This window comes from Hymenobacter sp. PAMC 26628 (genome assembly GCF_001562275.1).
Classification (GTDB): Bacteria; Bacteroidota; Bacteroidia; order Cytophagales; family Hymenobacteraceae; genus Hymenobacter.
Map to the genome: position 1 here is coordinate 4,906,342 of NZ_CP014304.1, position 21,451 is coordinate 4,927,792.

Here is a 21,451-nt window from a genome sequence, read left to right on the forward strand (position 1 = left end):
CTATGAGCCCAAAGCCCGACACGCCCGAGGACGGCCATGCACACCTTCGGCGAGCCATTGCTAACCTGCCGGCCCACGCGCCGGCCCCGGCCACCTGGCCGCGCATCGAAGCCCAACTGGCCGCCGACGAAGCCCTGGCGCGCGCCGTGCCCGCGCTGCCCCAGCACGAGCCCGCTGCCGCGCTCTGGGGCGTCATCGCGGCCCGGCTGGACGCTGCGGAACCCGTTGCCGCGCAACCTAGCCGGGGGCCGGTGGCGCAGGGGCCCCCGGCCGTGGTGCGGCCCCTGTGGCCCGCCCGCGCCGGGCGCCGGGTGCTGGCCGTGGCGGCCAGTGTGCTGCTGGTGCTGGGGGTGTGGTGGCAGCAGCGGCCGGCCCCGGGGGCCCCAGCGGTGGCGCTGCACGAAACGCTTTCGTTCAGCGAAGAACCCGGGGCCCCAGCGCCCGCCCTGGCCCCCGGGCCCGACCCGCTGGACCGGCAAGGACAGGCTTTCATCGATTCGCACTGCTCGGCACTGCCAGCGGTGTGCCAGTCGGGTGCGTTTCGCTCGCTGCGCACGCAACTGGCCGAGCTGGAAACCCAGCAGGCGCAGCTGCGCCGCGACACCCGCCGCTTCGGCACCTCGCCCGAGCTGCTGCGCGAGCAGGCGCGGCTCGTCACGCTGCACGCCAGCATTACCCGCGAACTGGTTCAATTGCTTATCTCATGAGGCTAATTATTAATGCATTGAATCGGCAATGGTGGCGGCTGGGGCCCCTGGTGGCCGCCCTGTTGGGGCTGCTGCCCGCCGCCCAGGCCCAGCCGAAAGTGCAGGTGGTGACGCGCACGCTGGCGCAAACCTGGCGCTGCCCGCCGGGCATGGCCGTGCGCATCCGGGCCGAGAAAGCAACGGTGCTGGTGCGGGGCTGGGACCAGCCCACCGTGCAGGTAACGCTGCGCCTCAGCGCCCGGCACCCCGAGCGGGCCGTGGCCGAGCAGGACCTGCCCGCGGCTGGCTACCGCCTCCAGCAAAACGGCAACGCCCTGGACCTGGTCAACTTCTTCACCTTGCCCGCCGGGGCCCCGGCCGTGCGCGCCGACCTGCGGGCCGAGTACACGGTGTGGATGCCCGCTGGTAACCCCCTGCAAGTGGTGAATGCCTACGGCCAAACCACGCTGGCCGACCTGAGTGGCCGGCAAGCGCTGGAGCAAAGCTTCGGGCAAATCACGCTGCGTAACCTGCGCGGCACCCTGGCCGCCACCGTGCGATACGCCGACCTGACGGCCACCAACCTGCTGGCCGACTTCACCTGCGAGGCTAACAAATCGGCGGTGCTGGTGCTGGGGCTGGGCGGCAAGTGCTTCGTGCGCAACTACTACGGCAGCGTGCGCGTGCAGCCCACGGCCGCCCTGCGCCGCCTCACGGTGGAAGCCGACCGCACGGAGGTCGTCATTAGCGCGCCGCAGCCCGAGCTGTTTGCCTACCAGCTCAGCACCCAGGAAGGGGCCCTGACCCTGCCGCCGGCCTACGCCGCCGCCCGCAAAGGGTCGGCGAGCCGGGCCTCGCTCTCGACGGACGCCGCGGCCAACGCCCGCCCGCTGGTGCGCGTCAGTACCTCCTACGCCCCCCTCAGTTTGCAGACCCTGCCGCTGCCGGCCACCTTATAGCCTTCCTTCCTCCCTTTCCTAGCTCATGCCTTACCACTACTCTCTGCTCGGCCGCCTTTTGCTTGGGGCGGGCTTGCTGGCCGGCCCGGCCCTGCGCGCCGGGGCCTAAACCGTGCCCGCCGACACCACCCACCTGCAGTACAGTGAGGAAGTGGCCACCCCGCCGGCCACCGATGCGCCGCTGCGCGTGCAGCGCGAAGAACGCAGCCTCTGGAAGTTGGGGCTGAACAACTTCCTGCCCGGGGCCCGCTCCTTGGGCGACGATACCTACTACACCCGCTACGGCTTGCACCTGGCCTACGAGCGCAAGCTGAGCCGCCCGGCCTTTTCGGTGCTGGGCGAGGTGAGCCCGGCCATCACTCACTTCCGGCTCGGCAATAGCGGCGACTTGCGCCAGGCCCTGAGCGTGCGGGCCCAGGTGGGAGCGCGCTACTACCACAACCTGGAGCGCCGGTTGCGCCAGGGCCGCAGCGCCGGCAACTTCTCGGCCAACTACCTAGCGCTGGCCGTGGGCGCGGGCCTGGGCCGGAACGCGCACGAAACGCCGTTCTACCTCTTTACCGCTCCCCGCGGGGGTGTGGCTGCGTTCGACGCGGCGCTGCTCTACGGGGTGCAGCGCCGCCTGGGCCGCTCCGGCTTCGTAGATGCCAATGTAGGGGTGACGGGCCTAGTGTCAACCTCGTCGGTGCTTAGCCGGGTGGACTTGGGCGGCAGCCTGCGCGTGGGCCTCGTGCTGGGGGCCCCGCCAGTAGCCTACCTGGCGCGCCTTGCGCCCGTTGGTGAAGTCGTGACGCTGCGGCCACGTTTCTACGCCGGGGCGCAGGTGGGCTTGTATGAATACCGGATGCAGTATTCGGCGCAGAATCCTTACCCGCCGACTACTGTGAAGGTTTCTCCCAATGAAACTCAAACGGCTAACTACCAGGAATATTTTGGGCACGGTTACGGGCCTTATAGCCAGACGGTAACGTCGTTCCCATTGCCCTATATCTACGTGGGCTACTACGTGGCCCCGCGCCTGGCCGTGCAGCTTAGTGTGCAGCGCGAGGTAGATATTAGCCGGGAATATGGCGTCGTTCTCAGCACGCCCCAAGGGGTTTTTACGGTGCCTAACCGTGTGGATAGCCGGCGGGAACTGGCCTTGCCAGTGCTGCTGCGCTACTCGCTCACGGCCGACTTCCGGCATCAGTTGCAGTTCGAAGCGGTGGGCGGCCTAGTGCCCTTGTGGTCATCGATAGACTTCCGGGAATACCTGATTGTCAACCGTCAAGCTACCGACCAGGAAACACTCCGGGTACAGGTTAGCACCTTTGGCCTCCACGCCACCGCGGGGTTCACGGCCAGCTATGGGTTTGGCCGCCGCCGCCGGGTGCAGGTCACGGCCGAAGGGGTGCTCAACAAAGATGTGCGCACCATTCTCCGCGACGGCCGGGAAGATTTACAGGGTGGGACCAGTATAGGGCTGCGCTACCGCTTCGGCTACCGGTAGGGCCCCGGGGCCCGGTGGCCAACCAGCCGGTGCGCCGGCGCGTAGGCCCCCGTATGATGCCCAACGCCTCCAAGCCGCGCCCCAACTACGACCAGCAGCAGCTGGCCGCCTTCCGCACCCGCATGGCCAACGAGCGCACCTTGCTCACGTACGTGCGCACCAGCCTGGCGCTGGTGGCGTTTGGGCTGGCGCTGTTGCAGCTGCACCCCGAGCGGGGTGGGCGGCTGGGCTACAGCGCGTTGGCCACGGCGGGCGCCATGCTGGTGGTGGGCTGGCTGCGCTTCCGGGCGCGCCGCCGCGAGATTGAGGGCTGCCGGGTACCCGGCTAGGCGGTGGCTGCCGGGGCCCCCGCCGGGGCGTGCAGCGCCTCGTGCCGGGCCAGCCGGCGGCGGTAGCGGCGCCCATAAAGCGCCATTAGCGGGAAGATGGCAACCAGGGCCAGCCGGGACAGCACGTAGAAGCCCAGCAGCATCAGCACCAGGCTGGCCGTGAACGCGGCCACCGATACCAGCGGCCGCAACAAGTCGAGGTCGGGGTGGTGCCGGTGCTCGGGGCGGGTGATGCCGTGGGCCGGGTTGCGGATGTAGGCTTGCAGCCCCACCTGCATGAGAGCCGTGAAAAGAACGCTGAAGCAATACAAGACCCACGGCGTGGCCAGCAGGGGGTACTCGCCCTGAAACGCGGCCGTGAAGGGCATGAGCACGATACTGAGCAGGAACAGGATGTTCAGCCAAATCAGCCCGTTGGTGTACTGGTACACGTAGCGGAACACGCGGTGGTGCGCTGCCCAGTAGATGGCGATGACGAAAAACGCCACAAAAAAGCCCACGAACCGCGGAATTAGGCGCAGCACGGCGTTCACCACCTCCGTTTCCGAGTGCACTTTGTGCAGTTCGGGCACCTTTATCTCGATGGCCAGCAGCGTGATGGCGATGGCAAACACGGCATCGGTGAACAAAATCAGCCGCTCCAGCTGGAACTCGGTGCGGTCGTGGTGGTGCAGGGCGGTGTCGGGATGGGCCATAAGCGAGGGCAAGCGGATGGGCTAAAGTAGGGCCCCGCGGAAAATTAGCCCACAAAAAAGCCGCTGCCCAATGGACAGCGGCTCAAATAAGCAGCACGATTTGCTGCTTACATCTTCATTTTATCGCCGGACTTGGCCATGCTGTCGTGCTGCTGGATAGTGGGCAGCGTTTTGGAGGCGAAGGCCTTGGTGTCGGCCTGCTTACCGTTGGCAATTTCGCTCTGGAACAGGGCCACCGTCTTGTCGTGGTCGGTCACCATCTGGTCCATGTACTTTTTCTCCAGGTCGGGGCCCGACATTTTCAGCATGGCCTCGCGGATGGTCTGGTGCTCCGCGTCCATCATGCCCTTCAGCTTCACGCCGTGCGCTTTGGCAATGGGCGTCAGCTCGGCGCCGGCCTTGGTGTGGTCGGCAATCATTTTATTGGCGTAGGCTTTCACGGTGGGCGACGGATTTTTCGTCAGCACCACTTTGCTCAAGCCCATCTCGTTGTGGCCGCCTTCGTCGACTTTGGTGATGAAATCAGCATCGCTCATGGGCGGCATGGCGCCGGCGCCGGGGGCCCCGGCAGTAGCTGCCGTGTCGGTGGTGTTGGCCATCGGGGGGGCGGCATTTTCGGTGGCCGGCGTGGTGGCCGGCTGGCTGGCGGTGGCGGACTTGTCGGCGCTGTTGCAGGCGCTGAAGGCGAGCAGGCCGGCGGCGAAGGTGGGCAGGAGGGAACGGTTCATAAGAAAAAGGGAAAGAAGGAAAAAACAAGTGCCTATCATACGCTAATGCCGCGCGTGGGTTGGCCTAATGGACTTTTCGCCAAATGGTTGAGCTTACTTTTCGACCGCCTCCTGGGTAGCTTCGGCTTCGGCTAGCTGGTCGCGCACCGGTTGGCCGTAGCGGGCTGCAAACGCGCGGATGTCGCCGTCGTAGGCCTCCTTTTCCATGTTGCCGAAGGCGTCGCGGTCCTTCTTCAGGGCCCTCACCACGGTTTCGAGGAGCTGCTTGTCCATGGCCGGGCCCGCCAGCTTGGCCACCTCGTGGTAGGCGGTTTGCTCGTCCTGGCCCATGTCGGCGGGTACGGCCAGCTGCTTGGCGGCCGCCAGGGTACGCAGGGCCCCCAGCGCTTCGAGGCGGCTTTGCAGCAGGCGCGGGCCGTAGGCGCGCAGGGCCACGGTGGAGGCCTTGGCCTGGGCCAGCTTGGCCAATTCCTGCTCCAATAGGCTGTTACTAGCCGTTTTTACCAGGAAGTCGGCGTCGGCCAACTGCTTTTTCGTGATGGCGGCGCCCTTGATTTTTTCCTCGTTCTGGGCCCGGGCGGCGTCCACGGGCGCATCGGCAGAGTTGGAATTGGAGGAGCAGGCCAGCAGGCCCGTCAAAGCCAGTAGTGGCAGCCGGTGCAGAATTGTAGCCGAGAGCAGCATGGGGCAGGGGAAAAGCTGCGGCAACGCCGCCGCAGCCGGTTCAGCCTATACGCCAAACCCTGGGGCCCCGGCCGCTTTTTCTATTGCCCTGTAAAGACAGGTTTGCGTTTTTCGGCGAAGGCAGCCACGCCCTCGCGGTAGTCGGCCGTGGCGCCCGCCAGTTCCTGGCAGTGCGCCTCGTAGTCCAGCACCTCGTCGAGGGTGGCCGTAGCCGCCCTGTTCAGCATCTGCTTCAGCAGGCCGATGCTGCGGGTGGGGGCCCCGGCGTAGCGCGCGGCCAGGGCGTAGGTGGCTGCGTCGAGCTGGTCGGGGGCCACTACCTGGTTCACCAGGCCCAGGCGCAACGCCTCCTCGGCCGGCACTTTCGAGCCCAGCGCGCACAGCTCAAACGCTTTGAGCGTGCCCACCAGCCGCGGCAAAAACCACGACGAACCCGAGTCGGGCACCAGCCCGATGTTGATAAATGCCTCCATCAGCGAGGCTTCGGTGCTGGCTACCAGCGCGTCGCAGGCCAGGGCCAGCGAGCAGCCGGCGCCCGCCGCCACCCCGTTCAACCGCCCAATGATGGGCTTGGGCAGCCCCCGCATGGCCCGGATGATGGGGTTGTAGCGCTGGTGCAGCGAGTCGTGGAAGGAGCGGGGCGGGCCCCCGGCGGCCTCCGCCTCCTTGGCTGCTTTCAGGTCCTGCCCCGAGCAAAAGGCGCGGCCGGCGCCGGTGAGCACCACGGCCCGCACGGCGGCGTCGCGCGCCACCTGCTGCCAGGCGTCTTGCAGCTCGTAGCTCAGCGCGTCGTCGAAGGCGTTGAACACCTCGGGCCGGTTGAGGGTGATGGTGGCCACGCCGTCGGGGCGCACGTCGTAGAGCAGGCGGGTGTAGGTCATTTTAATTAATGTGAAAGATGTGGCAATGTGGGAGATGTGAAAATGTGGGGAATAAGAAAGTGAAGCTGCGGACACAAAACGAGCGGAAATGTATCGTCTCATCCTTCCACATTTCCACATTCAACTCACATTTCCACATTTAATAAAGCTTCGGCCACCAGCAAATCTTCCGGGGTCGTGATTTTCAGGTTGCGGTAGTCGCCCTCCACCAATTCCACCCGGCAGAGGTCGTCCACCACGCTGGCGTCGTCGGTGAAGGTGGGCAGCTCGGGCATGGCGTAGGCGCGGCGCAGCAGGTCAATCTCGAAGGTTTGGGGCGTTTGCATCAGGCGCAGGCGGCTGCGGTTGAGAGCCGATGAGCCGTGCTGCGACAGGGTGCGCACCGAGTCCTTAGGGGCCACGGCGGCGGCGGCGGCGGCGTGCTGGGCGGCGGCGGCGTAGGTGCGCGCCACCACGGCGGTGCTCACCAGCGGGCGCACGCCGTCGTGCACGGCCACCAGGCCATCGGCGTGGCCGGCCAGGGCCCCCAGCCCGGCCTTCACCGAGGCCCAGCGCGTGGGCCCCCCGGCCACCAGCCGGTGCGGAATGGCCACGCCGTGTTCGGCACAAATGGCCCGCCAGGTGGCCAGCTGGTCGGCGGGCAGCACCACGATGATTTCGGCCACGTCCAACGCTGGCTCGGCGAAGCGGCGCAGCGTGTGCAGCAGCACCGGGGCCCCCCGCAGCAGCAGAAACTGCTTGGGCATGCCCGCGCCCATGCGCGTGCCCGTGCCCCCGGCCACGAGGATGGCGTAGCGCGGCGCGGCGGTTTGGGAGGAGAAAGGAGCAGGCATAAAGTGTTTGTAGCGTGGACTCTGCGAGTCCGCGAGTTGAACGGTTATCGGCACCACTGTAGCTAAAGTCCGCGCTACAGTGGTGCAAAAGAAAAGGCCCAGCCGCAAAAACAGCCGAGCCTTCACTCATTCAATCATGCCCAAATTACACTTTACAGAATCAGCATGGCGTCGCCGTAGCTGAAGAAGCGGTACTTCTCCTTGATGGCCTCCTTGTAAGCTTCCATCAGCAGCGGGTAGCCGGCGAAGGCGGCCGTAATCATGATGAGCGTGCTCTCCGGCAGGTGCAGGTTGGTGAGCAGGCAGTTGGCGATTTTAAATTCGTAGGGCGGGAAGATGAACCGGTCGTTCCAGCCTTGGGTGGGCTTCATGCGGGCGTTGGCCGACACCGACGATTCCATGGCCCGCAGCGTGGTGGTGCCGATGGCGCACACGCGCTTCTTGGCGTCCAGGGCTTTGTTGACGACGGCGCAGGCCTCGGGGCCCACGATGAAGTTCTCGGAGTCCGTTTTGTGCTTGGTCAGGTCCTCCACGTCCACCGTGCGGAAGGTGCCCAGGCCCACGTGCAGCGTCACGGCCGCCGTTTCGATGCCCTTGATTTCCATGCGCTTCATTACCTCGCGGGTGAAGTGCAGGCCGGCCGCGGGCACGGCCACCGCGCCGATGTTCTCGGCGTAGATGGTCTGGTAGCGCTCCTTGTCGGCGGGCTCGGTTTCGCGTTGCAGCGTTTCCTTCGGGATGGGCGTCTCGCCCAGCTCGTACAGGGCCTTGCGGAAGTCCTCGTCCGAGCCGTCAAACAAAAACTTGATGGTGCGCCCGCGCGAGGTGGTGTTGTCGATGACCTCAGCCACCATGTCGCTTTCGCCGAAGTACAGCTTGTTGCCAACGCGGATTTTCCGGGCCGGGTCCACCAGCACGTCCCACAGGCGCAGCTCCTTGTTGAGCTCGCGCAGCAAAAATACCTCAATCGTGGCGCCGGTCTTTTCCTTGTTGCCGTACATGCGGGCCGGAAAAACCTTGGTGTCGTTGAGCACGAAGGTGTCGCCTTCGGTGAAATAATCGAGAATATCTTTGAAGCCGCGGTGCTCAATTTGGCCGGTGGCGCGGTGCACCACCATCAAGCGGCTGTCGTCGCGGTTGCGGGCCGGGTGCGTAGCAACTAGCTCCTGGGGGAGTTCAAACTTGAACTCGTGCAATTTCATGGCCATCCGGGCAGTATTAGGGGGAAGTTAACGAAATTTGGGAACGCAAAAGTACGGCTTTTTTCGGGAAGAAGTTAACGGGCAGCCAGTGGCCCCCCCGGTAGGGTTCCCGGGGTCCCGGCTTTTCGCGCCCGCGCTACCTTTACCCCATGCTCGCCCTGCGCCTCACCTTCGAAAGCCTCCGTTTTGCTTGGGACGCCCTGCGGGGCAACGTGCTGCGCACGGTGCTCTCGCTGCTGGGCGTCACGGTGGGCATTTTTGCCATCATCGCCGTATTCGCCGTCGTCGATTCGCTGGAGGCCAACGTGCGCCACAGCATGGACTTCATCGGCGACAAGGTGATTTACGTGGGCAAGTGGCCCTGGAAGTTCGACCCCACCCGGCCCTGGTGGAAATACTTCAACCGGCCCGTGCCCACCGAGCGCGAGTTCCGGGAGCTGCAAAAGCGCCTGGGGCCCAACAACAAGGGCGTGGCCATCTTCGTAGCCAGCGGCGGCAATACCCTCAAAGCCGCCGTCAACTCGGTGGCCGACTGTGCTTTGCAGGGCGTGAGCTACGATTACCGCATCATTAGCAACGTGCCCGTGGAGGACGGCCGTTACTTCACGCCCCAGGAAATGGCCGACGGCCGCCCCGTGGCCATCATCGGGGCCACCATCGCCGAAAACCTTTACCCGCAGGGCCACGCCCTGGGCCAGGAGTTCAAGGTGCGCGGCGCCAAGTTCACGGTCATCGGGGTGATGAAAAAGGAGGGCAAGAACATGCTCGACACGCCCAGCAACGACGCCAACTGCCTGATTCCGTACGGGGCCTTCGCCAAGCTGTTTGCCCTGAGCGCCACCGGCATGGGGGGCCCCAGCCCGTCGCTCGGCGTGAAGGGCCGCGACGACGACCCCGGCCTGCTGAACCTGGAGTACGAGATGCAGGGCGTGATGCGCAACATCCGCGGCCTCAAGCCCCGCCAGGAAGACAACTTCGCCCTGAACCGCCCCGAAATGATTGCCTCGGCCATCGGCAAGCTTTTCGACATCATCGGGGTGGCGGGGGCCGTTATCGGCTCGTTCGCCATTCTGGTGGGCGGCTTCGGCATCGCCAACATCATGTTCGTGTCGGTGCGCGAGCGCACCAGCATCATCGGCATCCAGAAGTCGCTGGGGGCCCAGAACTTCTTCATCCTCTTCCAGTTCCTGTTCGAGGCTGTGTTTCTGTGCGTGATTGGCGGCGGGCTGGGCATCCTGCTGGTCTGGCTCATCACGCTGGTGCCGCAAGACTATTTGCCGCTGTTCCTCTCGGGCGGCAACGTGGCGCTGGGCCTGCTCGTGTCGGTGGGCATCGGCATTTTGGCCGGCATTGTGCCCGCTATCATTGCCGCCAACCTCGACCCCGTGGAGGCCATCCGGGCCAAGTAATTGAGGGCCCTATAATGTGATAAAAGACCGTCATGCTGAGCGCAGCGGAGCGGAGTCGAAGCATCTCTCCCGCAGCAGTAAACCAATCGATTAGAATAGTTGAGCAGTAGAGATGCTTCGACTCCGCTGCGCTGCACTCAGCATGACGTTCAAAAATAACGTTTATACCCATGTGGACGAAAGATAAAATCCTGACCCTGGACCAGCTACCGGCCAAATTGGCCGAGTGGCGCGCCGCCGGCCGGCCCGTGGTGTTCACCAACGGCTGCTTCGATTTGCTGCACCTCGGGCACGTCGATTACCTAGAGCAGGCCCGGCACCTGGGCGGGGCCCTGGTGGTGGGCCTGAACACCGACGCCTCGGTGAGCTGCCTCAAGCCCGGCCGGCCGCTGCAAGACGAGCAGGCCCGGGCCCGCATCCTGGCCAGCCTGGCCTTCGTGGACGCGGTGGTGCTCTTCGGCGAGCCCACGCCGCGGGCCCTCATCGAGGCGGTGCGGCCCGACGTGCTGGTGAAGGGCGACGATTACGCCATCGACGGAATTGTGGGCCACGAATTCGTGTTAAATAACGGCGGGCAAGTCCTCACCGTGCCGCTCGTGCCGGGCTACAGCACCTCGCGCATCGTGGAGAAAATCCGGCGCGGCGCCTAGCCGGATTGGACCCTAATTTGCTCCGCTACCTGGGGGTCCCGGGGCCCTAATCATTCGTTTTCCTAATTCCATTTTGCCATGTTTATCCTTCTGATTCTGTTGATGGCCGTGAGCTGGGGCATTCAGTGGCGCCTGCGCAGCAAGTTCAAAAAGTACGCCCAGGTGGGCTTGCAATCGGGCCTCACCGGGGCCCAAATTGCCGAGCTGATGCTGGCCGACCACGGCATTACCGACGTGCGCATCGAGAGCGTGGAGGGCAGCCTTAGCGACCACTACAACCCCGCCACCAAAACTGTGAACCTGAGCGAAGGCGTGTACGCCGAACGCAGCGCCGCCGCCGCCGCCGTGGCCGCCCACGAATGCGGCCACGCCGTGCAGCACGCTACAGCGTATTCCATGCTCCAGTTCCGCTCGGCCATGGTGCCGGCCCTCAGCGCCGTGTCGCGCTTCATGCCGATGATCCTGCTGGCGGGCGTCCTGATGCTGCGCTTCAACGCCATTCCGCTGCTGGTGGGCATCGCCTTGTTCGCGCTGGCTACCCTGTTCTCGTTCGTTACGCTGCCCGTCGAGTTCGACGCCTCGCGCCGGGCCCTGGCTTGGATGGACAAGCGCGGCGTGGTGACCGTGCAGGAGCACGCCATGGCCAAAGACGCCCTCTGGTGGGCCGCCATGACCTACGTGGTGGCGGCCATCAGTTCGCTGGCCACGCTGCTCTACTACGTGATGATTTTTATGCGCCGCCGCTAGTTTTTGCGGCCGGTTTCGCCTTCGGTAAGCCCCGGTTCTGCGCAGCAGGGCCGGGGCTTTTGCGTGGGCCAACGCCGGGGCCCTGGGGCCCGTTAAGGCTGGGTATGAGCGATTCTCCCACGCTATTGCTGCGCGTAGCCGCCGCTTGGGCCGTGCCCGGCCTGGGCCTACTGGCCCTGCCCGCTGGCCCCGACGGGGCCCTGCGCGCCCACGCCCTGCATACCGCCCTGCCCATCGAAGCCCGCCTGCCTGGGGGCCCCACCGCCGGCGGCACGGCCACGGTGGAGGAGATTGAGCGCGAAGGCGTAGCCTCCTACGGCCTGCTGCTGGACCTGGGGGCCCTAGTGACGGTGCCGCCGGGCACCGAAATATGGCAAATGCCGGACCCGCCGCTGTAGTAAAACGATTGCCACTAGCCCCCGTCCGTTCGCAGCGGGGTGCCGGCGGCCAGGCCTTAGTCGTCTCAGCAGGAAGCAGTATTTTTTGACATTTAGTAGGATTAAATAAATATTGTATAATATATATTAACTACTTTGGGGCGTCTTTTCACTCACAACCGCCAGGCGCTGCCACTTTGCTGGCGCGGAGCCGCAGCGGAAAAGCTTCCTTGCCTTTGCGATGACTGTTTCTCCTCCGGCGGTCCTGCTCGTGGCCGCGCCTAGCCTGCTGCGGCAGGGCCTGTTGGGGCTGTTGCGCCAGCGGTGGCCCCAGCTGCTACTCACCCTCACCGCCGACGCCACGCAGGTGGCCGCGCTGGTGGCCCGCCGCCCCTTCGGCGCGCTGGTGCTCGACGGGGCCCTGCCCGGGCTGGCGCTGCCCCGCCTGCTGGCCCAGGTGCGCCAGGTGCGCCCCGCCCAGCGCCTGCTGGTGCTGGCCGATGCCCGCCAACCCGCCCCGCCAGAGGGGCCCGGCCTGCCGCTGGTGCTGCCCCGCCACGTGCTGCCCCAGGCCTTGGCCGCCGCCCTGGCCCCTTGGCTGGAAGACGCTGCCAACTCCGCCAGCGGGCCGGCCGCCGTGCGCCCGGCCCGGGCCCCCGCGGTGGCCACCGGCTTCAGCCCCCGCGAGCTGGAAGTGCTGCGCTTGGTAGTGGACGACTACTGCAACCGGGAAATTGCCGGCCACCTCTACCTGAGCGTGCGCACCGTGGAAAGCCACCGCCGCGCCCTGCTCCAAAAATCGGGGGCCCGCACGCTGGTGGGGCTGGTGGCGTGGGCCCTGCGCGCGGGCATGGTGACGTGACGATTAGCAACTGCGGGGCCAGGTATTCGGTAGAAGGCGGTGTTTTGCAGCATAATTCGCTTGTCCCGTCGGTGCTGGTCTAACGTGGAGCGCCGCGCCGGGGCCCGTGCTGGGTAAAGGGGGATTAATTTTTTCTCGACGCATCATGCCAACAAAAAAATGCTAGCGGCTGCGCTCAAAAGTGCCGCCGCTCAGGCCCAGCAGGTGCTGGCGCTGCGCGACCAAGCCCTGCAAACCCGGCAAGCCGTGCTGAAAAAGCGCGCCAACCAACCAGCCGGCGCGCGCCTGGCAACGCGGGCCCCGGCCCCCGCGCTGCCGCCCGCGGCGCAGGCGTTCGTCGCCGCCTTTGGGGGCCTGCCCAGCGCCGGCATCTTGGTGGCCGAGGGCGACTCGTGGTTTGACTACCCGGGCACCGACATTCTAAAGCAACTCGAAAACCAGCACGGCTTCGAAGTTGAATCGGTGACGCACCGGGGCGACCCCGTGGAGGCCATGGCTTACGAGGGCGGCCAGCTTCAGGCCTTTGCCCGCACCCTGGAAAACGTGCTGCTGCGGCGCGGGGTACTGCCGCGGGCCATTCTGCTTTCCGGCGGGGGCAACGACGTGGCCGGCACCGACTTCCACGTGCTGCTGAACCACGCCGAATCGGCGGCGCCGGGCCTGAACGAAACCATCGTCCGGGGCCTCATCGAAGAGCGGCTGCAAGCGGCCTACGTCAACATTCTGGCCACCGTGACACACATCTGCGTGGCGCGCACGGGCCAGCCGCTGCCCATCCTACTGCACGGCTACGACTACCCCGTGCCCGACGGCCGGGGCTTCTGGGGTGGCTGGGGCCCCTTGCCCGGCCCGTGGCTGGCCCCCGGCTTCGAGCAAAAAGGCTACCACGACCTGGTGCAGCGCAAAGCCCTGATCCGGCAGCTCATCGATGCCTTCAACGTGATGCTGGCCGAGGTAGTAGCCCGGCCCGAATTTGCCCACGTGCAGTACGTGGACCTGCGCGGCACCCTGCCCACCGACGGCGCCTACCGCAACTGGTGGGCCAACGAGCTGCACCCCAGCCCCAAAGGCTTCGGCCGCGTGGCCGACCGGTTTGCGGCGCTGCTGGTGCCGGCGTAGGGCCCCCGTTACTGGCTTGCCACGCCGGTGCCGGGCCCTGCGCGGGCAGCAAGTAGCCGCCGGGCCCCTCCTGTCGACATCGTTTGTTCTCACCCTCAATATTTTGTCGCCATGAGAAAATGTGTCCTCTTTCTGCTCGCCGCCGCTGGCTGGTGCGGGTTCAGTAGCTGCGCCGGCTACCGAATCAAAAAAGTCGACGCCGCAGACACCACTACCGAAGGCCTGCGCTACTGCCGCTCGGCGCCCTACCTGTTGGTGAGTTCGGTGAGCACCCCGGCTGCAGAAACTGCCGCCGCCACGGTGGCCTACCAAGTAGTGTATCTGCCCGACCCGGCCCAGACCTACGTCATCCAGCGGCACGGCGGGCTAGGCACCGTCAACGTCACGGCGGCTCTCACCGAGAGCGGGTTGCTCACCCAATTTGGCGGCGCCACCGATTCAAAGGTGCCTAACCTCATCACGGCCATCGGCGGCGTCTTGCCCAGCGTGACAGGCTTAAAAGTGCGGGCTCAGGAGAATGGGGCTTCCGCCGTGCCCGCGCCGCGGCTCTACAAAATATTGTTCGAGGCGGGTAATGCGGCCGGTATTAGGCTCGTGGAAGTTCAGACAGGCACTGCCAGTAAATGAGTTATCGCCCGCTTTTAGGCGCGTAGCAAAAAAATAGCGCGAACCGGGTAGGTTCGCGCTATTGCGTTGGTGCACCGGGTGGCTCCTTGGGGCCCTACCCCAGCTTTTTGTAGCGCACGCGCTTCGGCTCCACGTCGCCGAGGCGCTTGCGCTTGGCTTCCTCGTAGTCGGTGAAGTTGCCCTCGAACCACACCACCTCCGAGTCGCCCTCGAAGGCCAGGATGTGGGTGGCGAGCCGGTCAAGGAACCAGCGGTCGTGGCTGATGATGACGGCGCAGCCGGCGAAGTTTTCCAGGGCGTCTTCCAGGGCCCTGATGGCGTTCACGTCCAGGTCGTTGGTGGGCTCGTCGAGCAGCAGCAGGTTGGCGCCCTGCTTGAGGGTCATGGCCAGGTGCACGCGGTTTTTCTCGCCGCCGCTCAGCGTGCCGACCTTCTTCTCCTGGTCGCCGCCGCCGAAGTTGAACTTGCTCACGTAGGCCCGCGAGTTCACCGGCCGGCCGGCGAGCAGCATGGTTTCGGTGCCGCCCGTGATGGTATCGAACACCGACTTGCTGCCGTCGAGCGAGTCGTGCTGCTGGTCGATGTAGGCGGTGAGCACCGTGGGGCCCACTTCAAACGTGCCAGCGTCGGGCTGCAGCTGGTCCGTTATCATCCGAAACAGCGTGGTTTTGCCCGCGCCGTTGGGCCCGATGATGCCTACGATGCCGCCCTGGGGCAGCGAAAAGCTCAGGTTCTCAAACAGCAGCTTGTCGCCAAACGCCTTACGCAAGCCTGCGGCCTCAATCACTTGGGCCCCCAGGCGCGGGCCGTCGGGGATGAACAGCTCCAGCTTCTGCTCCTTGTCCTTGGCTTCCTCGCTGGCCAGCTTGTCGTAGTTGGCCAGGCGGGCCTTGCCCTTGCTCTGGCGGGCCTTGGGCGACATGCGCACCCAGTCCAGCTCGCGCTGGAGGGTTTTGGCGCGCTTGCTTTCCGAGTTTTCCTCTTTGGCCATGCGGTCGGTTTTCTGCTCCAGCCAGCTGCTGTAGTTGCCCTTCCACGGAATACCCGCGCCGCGGTCGAGCTCCAGAATCCAGCCGGCCACGTTATCGAGGAAGTAGCGGTCGTGGGTCACGGCAATTACGGTGCCCTTGTACTGCTGCAAGTGCTGCTCCAGCCACAGCACGCTCTCGGCGTCGAGGTGGTTGGTGGGCTCATCGAGCAGCAGCACGTCGGGCTCGCGCAGCAGCAGGCGGCACAGGGCCACGCGGCGCTTCTCGCCCCCCGAAAGGGTGCCGACGATGGCCTCCTGGGGCGGGGTGCGCAGCGCGTCCATGGCGCGCTCCAACCGGGTGTCGAGGTTCCAGGCGTCGAGCTGGTCCAGCCGCTCCTGCACCTGGCCCTGGCGGTCGAGCAGCTTGTCAAAATCGGCGTCTTCGGCCCCGAAGGCCTCGTTGATTTCATCGTATTCTTTCAGCAGGGCCACGGTCTCGCCCACGCCCTCCTCCACAATTTCGCGCACCGTTTTGGTGGGGTCGAGCTGGGGCTCCTGCTCCAGGTAGCCCACCGAGTAGCCGGGCGAAAACACCACCTCGCCCTGGAACTGCTTGTCGACGCCGGCGATGATTTTCAGCAAACTCGACTTACCCGAGCCGTTGAGGCCGAGCACGCCAATCTTGGCGCCGTAGAAAAACGAGAGGTAGATATTTTTGAGAACTTGCTTTTGCGGCGGGTAAATTTTACTCACGCCGGCCATGCTGAAGATGATGGTCTGGTCGCTCATGGGCAGGGACGAAAGAAGGAAAAGGGGAACGGAAAAAACAAAGAACGGCAGCCCGCCCGGTAAACCGGCCCGCCCGGGGCCCCATGCCAGGGCAAGTTGTGTTTCCCGCGCGGCCGTTTTCACGTAAACTTGTAATTTCTGGCCGTTTCGTGCGGCCACTGCCCTTCTTATTGCCTCAAATTCCTGCCTGTACTTTTCTTATGGAACCAACCGACCACTTGCTGGCTGCCGCGCAGCGCTTCGGCTACGTGGCCGACGGCGAAGTGTGGCTGCGCCCGGTGTTGGGCCAGCCCGCCCGCCGCGTGGGCCTGGTGAAGGAGTCGGACGCCGACGCCCTCACTTACTTCGCCCGTCGCTTCGAGGCCTTCCAGGCCAAAGTCGACGAGCTGCTGGACCGCATGGCGGCCAGCGACAACCAGGGCTCCTTCCTGATGAAGGTGCTGCACCTCAAGGAGCAAACCCTAGCCTTCGACGCGCTGGGCGACTTTGCGGCCCTGCGCCACCGGCTGGAGGCCGCCGAGGCCGCCGTAGCTGTGGGCGTGGCCCGCAACCGCGAAAAAAACCTGGCCACCAAAATCGGCTTCGTGGAAGAGGCCGAAGCCCTGCGCGAGAGCGTGGAGTGGGTGTCGGCCAGCGAAAAAGTGAAGGACCTGCGCCAGGGCTGGCTCAAAACCGGGCCCGTGGACAAGGCCCGGGCCGACGAGCTGGAGGCGCGCTTCCAGGCCGCCATCCAGGTGTTTTTCGACCGCCGCCGCGCCTTCCAGGCCGATAAAAAGGCCATGGCCAACCGCGCCGTGAACCGCTACCGCGACCTGGTGCTGCAAGCCGAGCAGCTCAAAGATTCGCCGCAGTTCGAGGTGGCCTCGCGCCAGCTCAAACAGCTCCAGCAAACCTGGCGCGAAGTGGGCGGCAACCTGCCCAAAAAGCAGGCCGCCGAGCTGTGGTCGCGCTTCCGCGGGGCCAACAATTACTTTTTCGAGCGCCTCAAGCATCATGTGGAAAGCCAGCGCGCCGCGGGGCCCCACGCCGGGGCCCCCGGCTCGCCCGAGGAGCTGCTGGCCCGCAAGCGCGCCTTGGCCGAGCGCGCCGAGGCCCTGCTGAACGTGGCCCCGCAGGAAGCCATCCAGCAGGCCAAAAACCTGCAAACCGAGTGGAAGCAAGTGGGCACCGTGCGCGGCGAGGAGTCGGACCGCATCTGGCAGCGCTTCATGTTGGCCTGCGACAAAGTATTCGAGCTGAGCGCCTTGGAGTACCACCTGCGCAAGCGCCCGCTGCCCGAGGGCGGGGCCCCCGGCGGGCGGGCCCAGTTGCGGGCCGCTGCCCTACGCGAGCTGCTAATAACCGACGCCGAGGAGCTGGAAACGCTACGCGGCAACTTCGACAACCTGGCCGCCACGCCCGCCAACGAGGGGTTTCGGCAGCTGCTGCAAACCAAAATTCGCTCGCTGGAGCGGAAAGTGCGCACCAAAAACGATTTGATTGTGCTTTTCGACCAACAGGCCCGCAAACTGGCTTAACTTTTGACTGCGGTTTACGTTGGCGGAAACGCGAAGCTTCTACCGTATTTATTCGGGCTTTGCGCCTACCTTCGCTCAACTCTTTATTTTCCTTTTACTATGTACTGGACCCTCGAACTGGCCTCCTACCTGGAAGACGCCCCTTGGCCCGCCACCAAAGACGAATTGATCGACTTCTCCATCCGCTCGGGCGCGCCCATGGAAGTGGTAGAAAACCTCCAGGGCCTGGAAGACGACGGCCAGCCCTACGAGAGCATCGAGGAAGTGTGGCCTGACTACCCCACCAAGGAGGATTTTATGTTCAACGAGGACGAATATTAAGGTAATTAAAAATTAAAAATGACGAATTAAAAATTCGTGCTAAAAAGAATGATTTGCTCTCTTTAGCGCAAATTTTTAATTCTTCATTTTTAATTTTTAATTCAAAAAAGGAAGGAGTAGGGCCCCGGGTTTCGCCAGAAACCCGGGGCCCTACTCCTTCCTTTTTTGCCCCGGCCGGCCGCGCAGCACGTGCCCGATGGAGCGCAGGAAGGGCCCCGGGGCCACCGAGTGCATCACCCGCAGGTTGTCGGCCCAGCTAGTGGTTTCGTCCAGGAACCGGAAGATGCGGTCCACCGGGTTGCGGGCGAACAGCTGCCGGAAAATGTCGCGCGTGGTTTCGCCCCGGCGCCGCATGATGTCGAGCAGCAGCGTGTCGAAGAGGTGGAATTGCCACCGGTCACCGGTAGCGTCGGCGGGCAGCCGGCCAGTGGTGGCCAGTGCGGCCACCAGCCGCGCCGAGTGCGCCTGAATGCGTTTAAACGCGTAGCCCGTGCTGGGCTTGGCCCGCCCGCCGCGCGTGCCCAGGTTGACGATGTGGGCCCCCAAGCGGGCTGGTAGCGGGTGGTCGGTCATCGGGATGGCGCCGGCCTCTTCGGCCACCACGCGGTATTGGCCAGCGGCCAGGCCCAGCGTATGCTGCAAGTAATCAGTAATATGGGTTTCGTATTCGGCCTTGGGCAGCGGCGTTTCCGAGAACAGTGTGTACTCGACCAGGGCCCGGCGCGGGCCAAACGGCAGCACGTAGATGAACCGCGCCTCGTGGTGCTGGGGCCCCCGGAAATCCATGAATTCCACCACGGCCGGGTCGAATGCGTCGGCGTCGGTTTCTACCTCCCAGCCCACGAAGTGCTGCAACAGGTAGCGGTGCTTGGCAGGGTTCCGGACCATTTTGGGCGGGCGGCTGTCGAAGCCGTAGCAAGCCGTGGCGATGCCGGCGCTGCCGTGGGCGCGCACGCCGGTGGGCGTGTTGGCCAGCTCGTCCACGGTGCCGCGTTGCAGCGTAAAGCGCGGATTGGCGGCCAGGGCCTGGCGCACGAAGCGGTAGAAATCCAGCCCCCGAATCATCTGGTAGCGGTAGGGGCCCAGGCCGATGACGCGCTCGAAACCCGGGCTGCGGAACGCAATGTGGTGCCACTCGTGCGCCACCACGGCCTCGAAGGGGTGCGGCTCGGCCGTCCAGAACGACCAGGTGCGGTCGTTTTGGTCCTTGGCCTCGGGCTCGATCAGCAGCACGGTTTTGTCGGCCAGCCGCGGCTCTTGGCTAAGGTGGTAGGCCAGGCTGAGGCCCGCCGCGCCGCCGCCCACAATGAGGTAATCCGTCTGAACCACGGATTTTTCGGATTTATCAGATGGGTCGGATTTCGGAGATGGCAGCATGGGAAGGCAAAGGTGGGACGGTGCGCGACAAACAAAAAGCCGGGCCCTAAGGACCGGCTTTCGGTAGCGTTAATCGGTAGCGTTAAGCAGATGCCCGATAAAAACCGCCGGTTAAAAAATCAGCGGAATCATGGTTAATCGCGACTAATCAGTGATTTAGAAGTTCGGCGAGAGCGAGTATTTGTGGTAGAAGTCGTCGATGATTTTCACGGCTTCGCTGGCGTCGTCCACAATCTGAATCAGGTTCAGGTCTTCGGCCGAGATGTTGTGCTCCTGGCTGAGCATCACGTCGGTAATCCACTCAAACAAGCCGTTCCAGTAGGCCGAGCCCACCAGCACGATGGGGAAGCGGCCGATTTTCTTGGTCTGGATGAGCGTGATGGCCTCAAACAACTCGTCGAGCGTGCCGAAGCCGCCGGGCATGCCCACGAAGGCCTGGGCGTACTTCACGAACATCACCTTGCGCACGAAAAAGTAGTCGAAGTTGATGCACTTGTCTTGGTCGATGTAGATGTTGTGGGTTTGCTCGAAGGGCAGCTCGATGTTGAGGCCCACCGACTTGCCGCCCTCGGCGCGGGCGCCCTTGTTGCCGGCTTCCATGATGCCGGGGCCCCCGCCGGTGATGACGCCGTAGCCGTGGCGCACCAGCTTCGAGGCAATTTCCTCGGCCAGCTGGTAGTATTGGTTGTCGGGCTTGGTGCGGGCCGAGCCAAAGATGCTCACGCAGGGCCCGATTTTGGACATCTTCTCGAAGCCCTCTACAAACTCGGCCATCACCTTGAAAATCTGCCAGCTGTCGGCGATTTTAATCTCGTTCCAGTCCTTGTCCACGAAGGCCTTGCGTAGGCGCTGCTCGTCGTCGACGGCGACGCCGGTTTGGCCCTGGCCGTGGGCCTGCTCGCGCATCTCGGTGATGGAGGTCAGCTTATCGTCGTTGACGTTGGGCTGCTTGATGGTTTTGCCGCTGCCGGCGTTCTGGATGTCGTCGGCCAGCTTGGTTTTGCTGGTCTTAGGCGCTTTTTTAAGGTCAGACATATAAACAGGGTGGGAGGAGGAGCAAAAGAAAAACCGCCCCGCGGGCGGGGCGGCCAAAAGTAGGGCGTCAAAGTTACCGAATTGTTACCGGAAAATGGCCGTTGTGCCGGTTCGGCATTTAGGGCTCCTAAGCCGCTTCGGCGGCCACCGCCCGGCCCGTGCGCCCGGCCTGCACCATGCTGAGGGCGAAGCTGATGCCGCCGAGCAGCACCACCAGCAGCGTTTGGGCCCCGTGTACCACCAGGGCGTAGGCAATGCCGGCCTCCAGGCCCACGCCGTAGGCCACCAGCGTGCTCTGCACCATCACGTGGAAGGGCCCGATGCCGCCCGCCACCGGCGCGGCCATGCCAAACGCCCCGAAGGTGAGCACCGCTAAGCCCGCCCGCAGGCCCAGCTGGTCGGTTTCGGGAAAGCAGAAAAACGCCAGGTAATCCATCAAAAAGTACACGCCCCACGTGAAGGCCGTGTGCGCCAGGAACACGCCCTTGCGCTCCATCCGCCAGATGCTGAACATGCCCGCCAGCATGCCCTTGGCAAACACCACGGCCCGGGCAAACAGGCGGTGCTGGCGCAGCCGCTCCAGGTTGCGCACCAGGGCTCCGACGGCCAGCGCCAGCAGCAGCACCGCAATGCTGGCGGCCCACAGCAGGGGCGTACGGTTGCGGGCCAGGGCATCGAAGCGCCCGCCCAACACTTTGTCGGTCACGAAAGTCCAGAACGTGTGGAAGTCGAGCAGCAGCGTGGCGGCCAGCAGCGAGGCCAGCACCAGCACGTCAATCACCCGCTCGGTCACGACCGTGCCCAGCGACACCTCGACCGGCACGCGGCTGGTACGCCGCAGCACCGAGCACCGGATGACCTCGCCCATGCGCGGCAGCACCAAGTTGGCCAGGTAGCCCACCATCATGGCGTGGTACACTTCCCAATAGGCGGTTTTGTGCTGCGAGGCGGTGAGCTGCATCTGCCAGCGGTAGGCCCGGCTGAAGTAGCCCAGCGCTGAGAGCAACATGGTGAGGCCCAGCCAGAAGTAATTGGCCGTGCGGATGTAGTGGCCGATGCGCGAGAGGTCCTGGCCCCGCACGGCGTACGCCATCAGGGCCCCCGACACGGCCAGCAGCAGGGCGTACTTAAGGATGGTGAAGAGGAGCTTCAAGGCTTGGTGGTT

The 21,451-nt window shown here is 64.8% G+C and carries 23 protein-coding genes; 13 read left to right on the forward strand and 10 right to left on the reverse strand.

The genetic code is table 11. The features are described 5' to 3' along the window. Positions 1-2: 2 nt before the first annotated feature. The 4 genes from AXW84_RS21185 to AXW84_RS21200 all read left to right on the forward strand — a co-directional run bounded on the left by AXW84_RS21185 (position 3) and on the right by AXW84_RS21200 (position 3,463). Positions 3-707 (forward strand): hypothetical protein, encoded by a 705-nt coding sequence (locus AXW84_RS21185; RefSeq protein WP_068238082.1) that lies wholly within the window; start codon positions 3-5, stop codon positions 705-707. Next, positions 704-1,645 (forward strand): hypothetical protein, encoded by a 942-nt coding sequence (locus AXW84_RS25260; protein ID WP_157887171.1) that lies wholly within the window; start codon positions 704-706, stop codon positions 1,643-1,645. Before AXW84_RS21185 ends, AXW84_RS25260 begins: the two co-directional genes overlap by 4 nt. Positions 1,646-1,757: 112 nt before the next feature. Beyond that, complete coding sequence (locus tag AXW84_RS21195) at positions 1,758-3,134, forward strand: hypothetical protein (RefSeq protein ID WP_068238086.1); 1,377 nt, start codon at positions 1,758-1,760, stop codon at positions 3,132-3,134. Positions 3,135-3,187: 53 nt separating this feature from the next. Continuing rightward, positions 3,188-3,463, forward strand: coding sequence for a YidH family protein (locus tag AXW84_RS21200; protein ID WP_157887172.1), 276 nt, complete (start codon positions 3,188-3,190; stop codon positions 3,461-3,463). On the opposite strand, the gene AXW84_RS21205 is transcribed toward AXW84_RS21200, so the two are convergent. From AXW84_RS21205 to queA, 6 genes are all read right to left on the reverse strand, one after another. Then, complete coding sequence (locus tag AXW84_RS21205; RefSeq protein WP_068238090.1) at positions 3,460-4,158, reverse strand: TMEM175 family protein; 699 nt, start codon at positions 4,156-4,158, stop codon at positions 3,460-3,462. The two genes, AXW84_RS21200 and AXW84_RS21205, sit on opposite strands and share 4 nt — an antisense overlap. 107 nt (positions 4,159-4,265) lie before the next feature. Then, positions 4,266-4,886: a DUF4142 domain-containing protein gene (locus AXW84_RS21210; protein WP_068238092.1), complete on the reverse strand. Its 621-nt coding sequence runs from the start codon at positions 4,884-4,886 to the stop codon at positions 4,266-4,268. Positions 4,887-4,979: 93 nt separating this feature from the next. Then, a complete protein-coding gene (locus AXW84_RS21215; RefSeq protein ID WP_068238096.1) occupies positions 4,980-5,570 on the reverse strand; it encodes a DUF4142 domain-containing protein in 591 nt (196 codons plus the stop codon). A gap of 80 nt (positions 5,571-5,650) precedes the next feature. Further along, the gene (locus AXW84_RS21220; RefSeq protein WP_068238099.1) at positions 5,651-6,451 is read right to left on the reverse strand and encodes an enoyl-CoA hydratase-related protein; all 801 of its coding nucleotides are present in this window, start codon (positions 6,449-6,451) and stop codon (positions 5,651-5,653) included. A gap of 125 nt (positions 6,452-6,576) precedes the next feature. Further along, positions 6,577-7,284 carry a 2-C-methyl-D-erythritol 4-phosphate cytidylyltransferase gene (locus AXW84_RS21225; protein ID WP_068238101.1) on the reverse strand — a complete coding sequence of 236 codons (708 nt, stop codon included), beginning with the start codon at positions 7,282-7,284 and terminating at the stop codon, positions 6,577-6,579. A gap of 152 nt (positions 7,285-7,436) precedes the next feature. After that, on the reverse strand, positions 7,437-8,486 hold the full coding sequence (queA, locus tag AXW84_RS21230) for a tRNA preQ1(34) S-adenosylmethionine ribosyltransferase-isomerase QueA (RefSeq protein WP_068239896.1): 1,050 nt from the start codon (positions 8,484-8,486) through the stop codon (positions 7,437-7,439). Between the two features lie 149 nt (positions 8,487-8,635). Here queA and AXW84_RS21235 point away from each other — a divergent pair, with 149 nt between their 5' ends. From AXW84_RS21235 to AXW84_RS21265, 7 genes are all read left to right on the forward strand, one after another. After that, a complete protein-coding gene (locus AXW84_RS21235; protein WP_068238103.1) occupies positions 8,636-9,895 on the forward strand; it encodes an ABC transporter permease in 1,260 nt (419 codons plus the stop codon). A 170-nt stretch (positions 9,896-10,065) separates the two neighbouring features. Next, positions 10,066-10,545, forward strand: coding sequence for a D-glycero-beta-D-manno-heptose 1-phosphate adenylyltransferase (rfaE2, locus tag AXW84_RS21240; protein WP_068238105.1), 480 nt, complete (start codon positions 10,066-10,068; stop codon positions 10,543-10,545). Positions 10,546-10,623: 78 nt separating this feature from the next. Beyond that, entirely contained in the window at positions 10,624-11,292 is a 669-nt protein-coding gene (locus AXW84_RS21245; protein WP_204248395.1) for a zinc metallopeptidase, read from the forward strand. 104 nt (positions 11,293-11,396) lie between these two features. Continuing rightward, positions 11,397-11,690 carry a hypothetical protein gene (locus tag AXW84_RS21250; protein WP_068238107.1) on the forward strand — a complete coding sequence of 98 codons (294 nt, stop codon included), beginning with the start codon at positions 11,397-11,399 and terminating at the stop codon, positions 11,688-11,690. 220 nt (positions 11,691-11,910) lie between these two features. Continuing rightward, on the forward strand, positions 11,911-12,531 hold the full coding sequence (locus AXW84_RS21255; protein ID WP_157887173.1) for a helix-turn-helix transcriptional regulator: 621 nt from the start codon (positions 11,911-11,913) through the stop codon (positions 12,529-12,531). Between the two features lie 159 nt (positions 12,532-12,690). Further along, entirely contained in the window at positions 12,691-13,650 is a 960-nt protein-coding gene (locus AXW84_RS21260) for a hypothetical protein (protein ID WP_068238111.1), read from the forward strand. A gap of 111 nt (positions 13,651-13,761) precedes the next feature. Next, positions 13,762-14,277, forward strand: coding sequence for a hypothetical protein (locus AXW84_RS21265; protein WP_068238114.1), 516 nt, complete (start codon positions 13,762-13,764; stop codon positions 14,275-14,277). A 94-nt stretch (positions 14,278-14,371) separates the two neighbouring features. Here AXW84_RS21265 and ettA read toward each other — a convergent pair whose 3' ends face one another. Next, positions 14,372-16,036, reverse strand: coding sequence for an energy-dependent translational throttle protein EttA (gene ettA, locus AXW84_RS21270; RefSeq protein WP_068238120.1), 1,665 nt, complete (start codon positions 16,034-16,036; stop codon positions 14,372-14,374). A gap of 200 nt (positions 16,037-16,236) precedes the next feature. Here ettA and AXW84_RS21275 point away from each other — a divergent pair, with 200 nt between their 5' ends. Both AXW84_RS21275 and AXW84_RS21280 read left to right on the forward strand, forming a co-directional pair. Then, positions 16,237-17,553: a DUF349 domain-containing protein gene (locus AXW84_RS21275; protein WP_068238123.1), complete on the forward strand. Its 1,317-nt coding sequence runs from the start codon at positions 16,237-16,239 to the stop codon at positions 17,551-17,553. Positions 17,554-17,652: 99 nt separating this feature from the next. After that, entirely contained in the window at positions 17,653-17,874 is a 222-nt protein-coding gene (locus tag AXW84_RS21280) for a DUF2795 domain-containing protein (RefSeq protein WP_068238128.1), read from the forward strand. A gap of 150 nt (positions 17,875-18,024) precedes the next feature. Here the strand turns inward: AXW84_RS21280 and AXW84_RS21285 are convergent, their stop codons facing one another. The 3 genes from AXW84_RS21285 to AXW84_RS21295 form a co-directional block, all read right to left on the reverse strand. Next, complete coding sequence (locus tag AXW84_RS21285) at positions 18,025-19,251, reverse strand: lycopene cyclase family protein (protein ID WP_068238134.1); 1,227 nt, start codon at positions 19,249-19,251, stop codon at positions 18,025-18,027. Positions 19,252-19,407: 156 nt separating this feature from the next. Next, positions 19,408-20,157 (reverse strand): TIGR00730 family Rossman fold protein, encoded by a 750-nt coding sequence (locus AXW84_RS21290; RefSeq protein WP_068239900.1) that lies wholly within the window; start codon positions 20,155-20,157, stop codon positions 19,408-19,410. 256 nt (positions 20,158-20,413) lie between these two features. Then, on the reverse strand, positions 20,414-21,439 hold the full coding sequence (locus AXW84_RS21295; RefSeq protein WP_068238136.1) for a lysylphosphatidylglycerol synthase transmembrane domain-containing protein: 1,026 nt from the start codon (positions 21,437-21,439) through the stop codon (positions 20,414-20,416). Positions 21,440-21,451 lie beyond the last annotated feature (12 nt).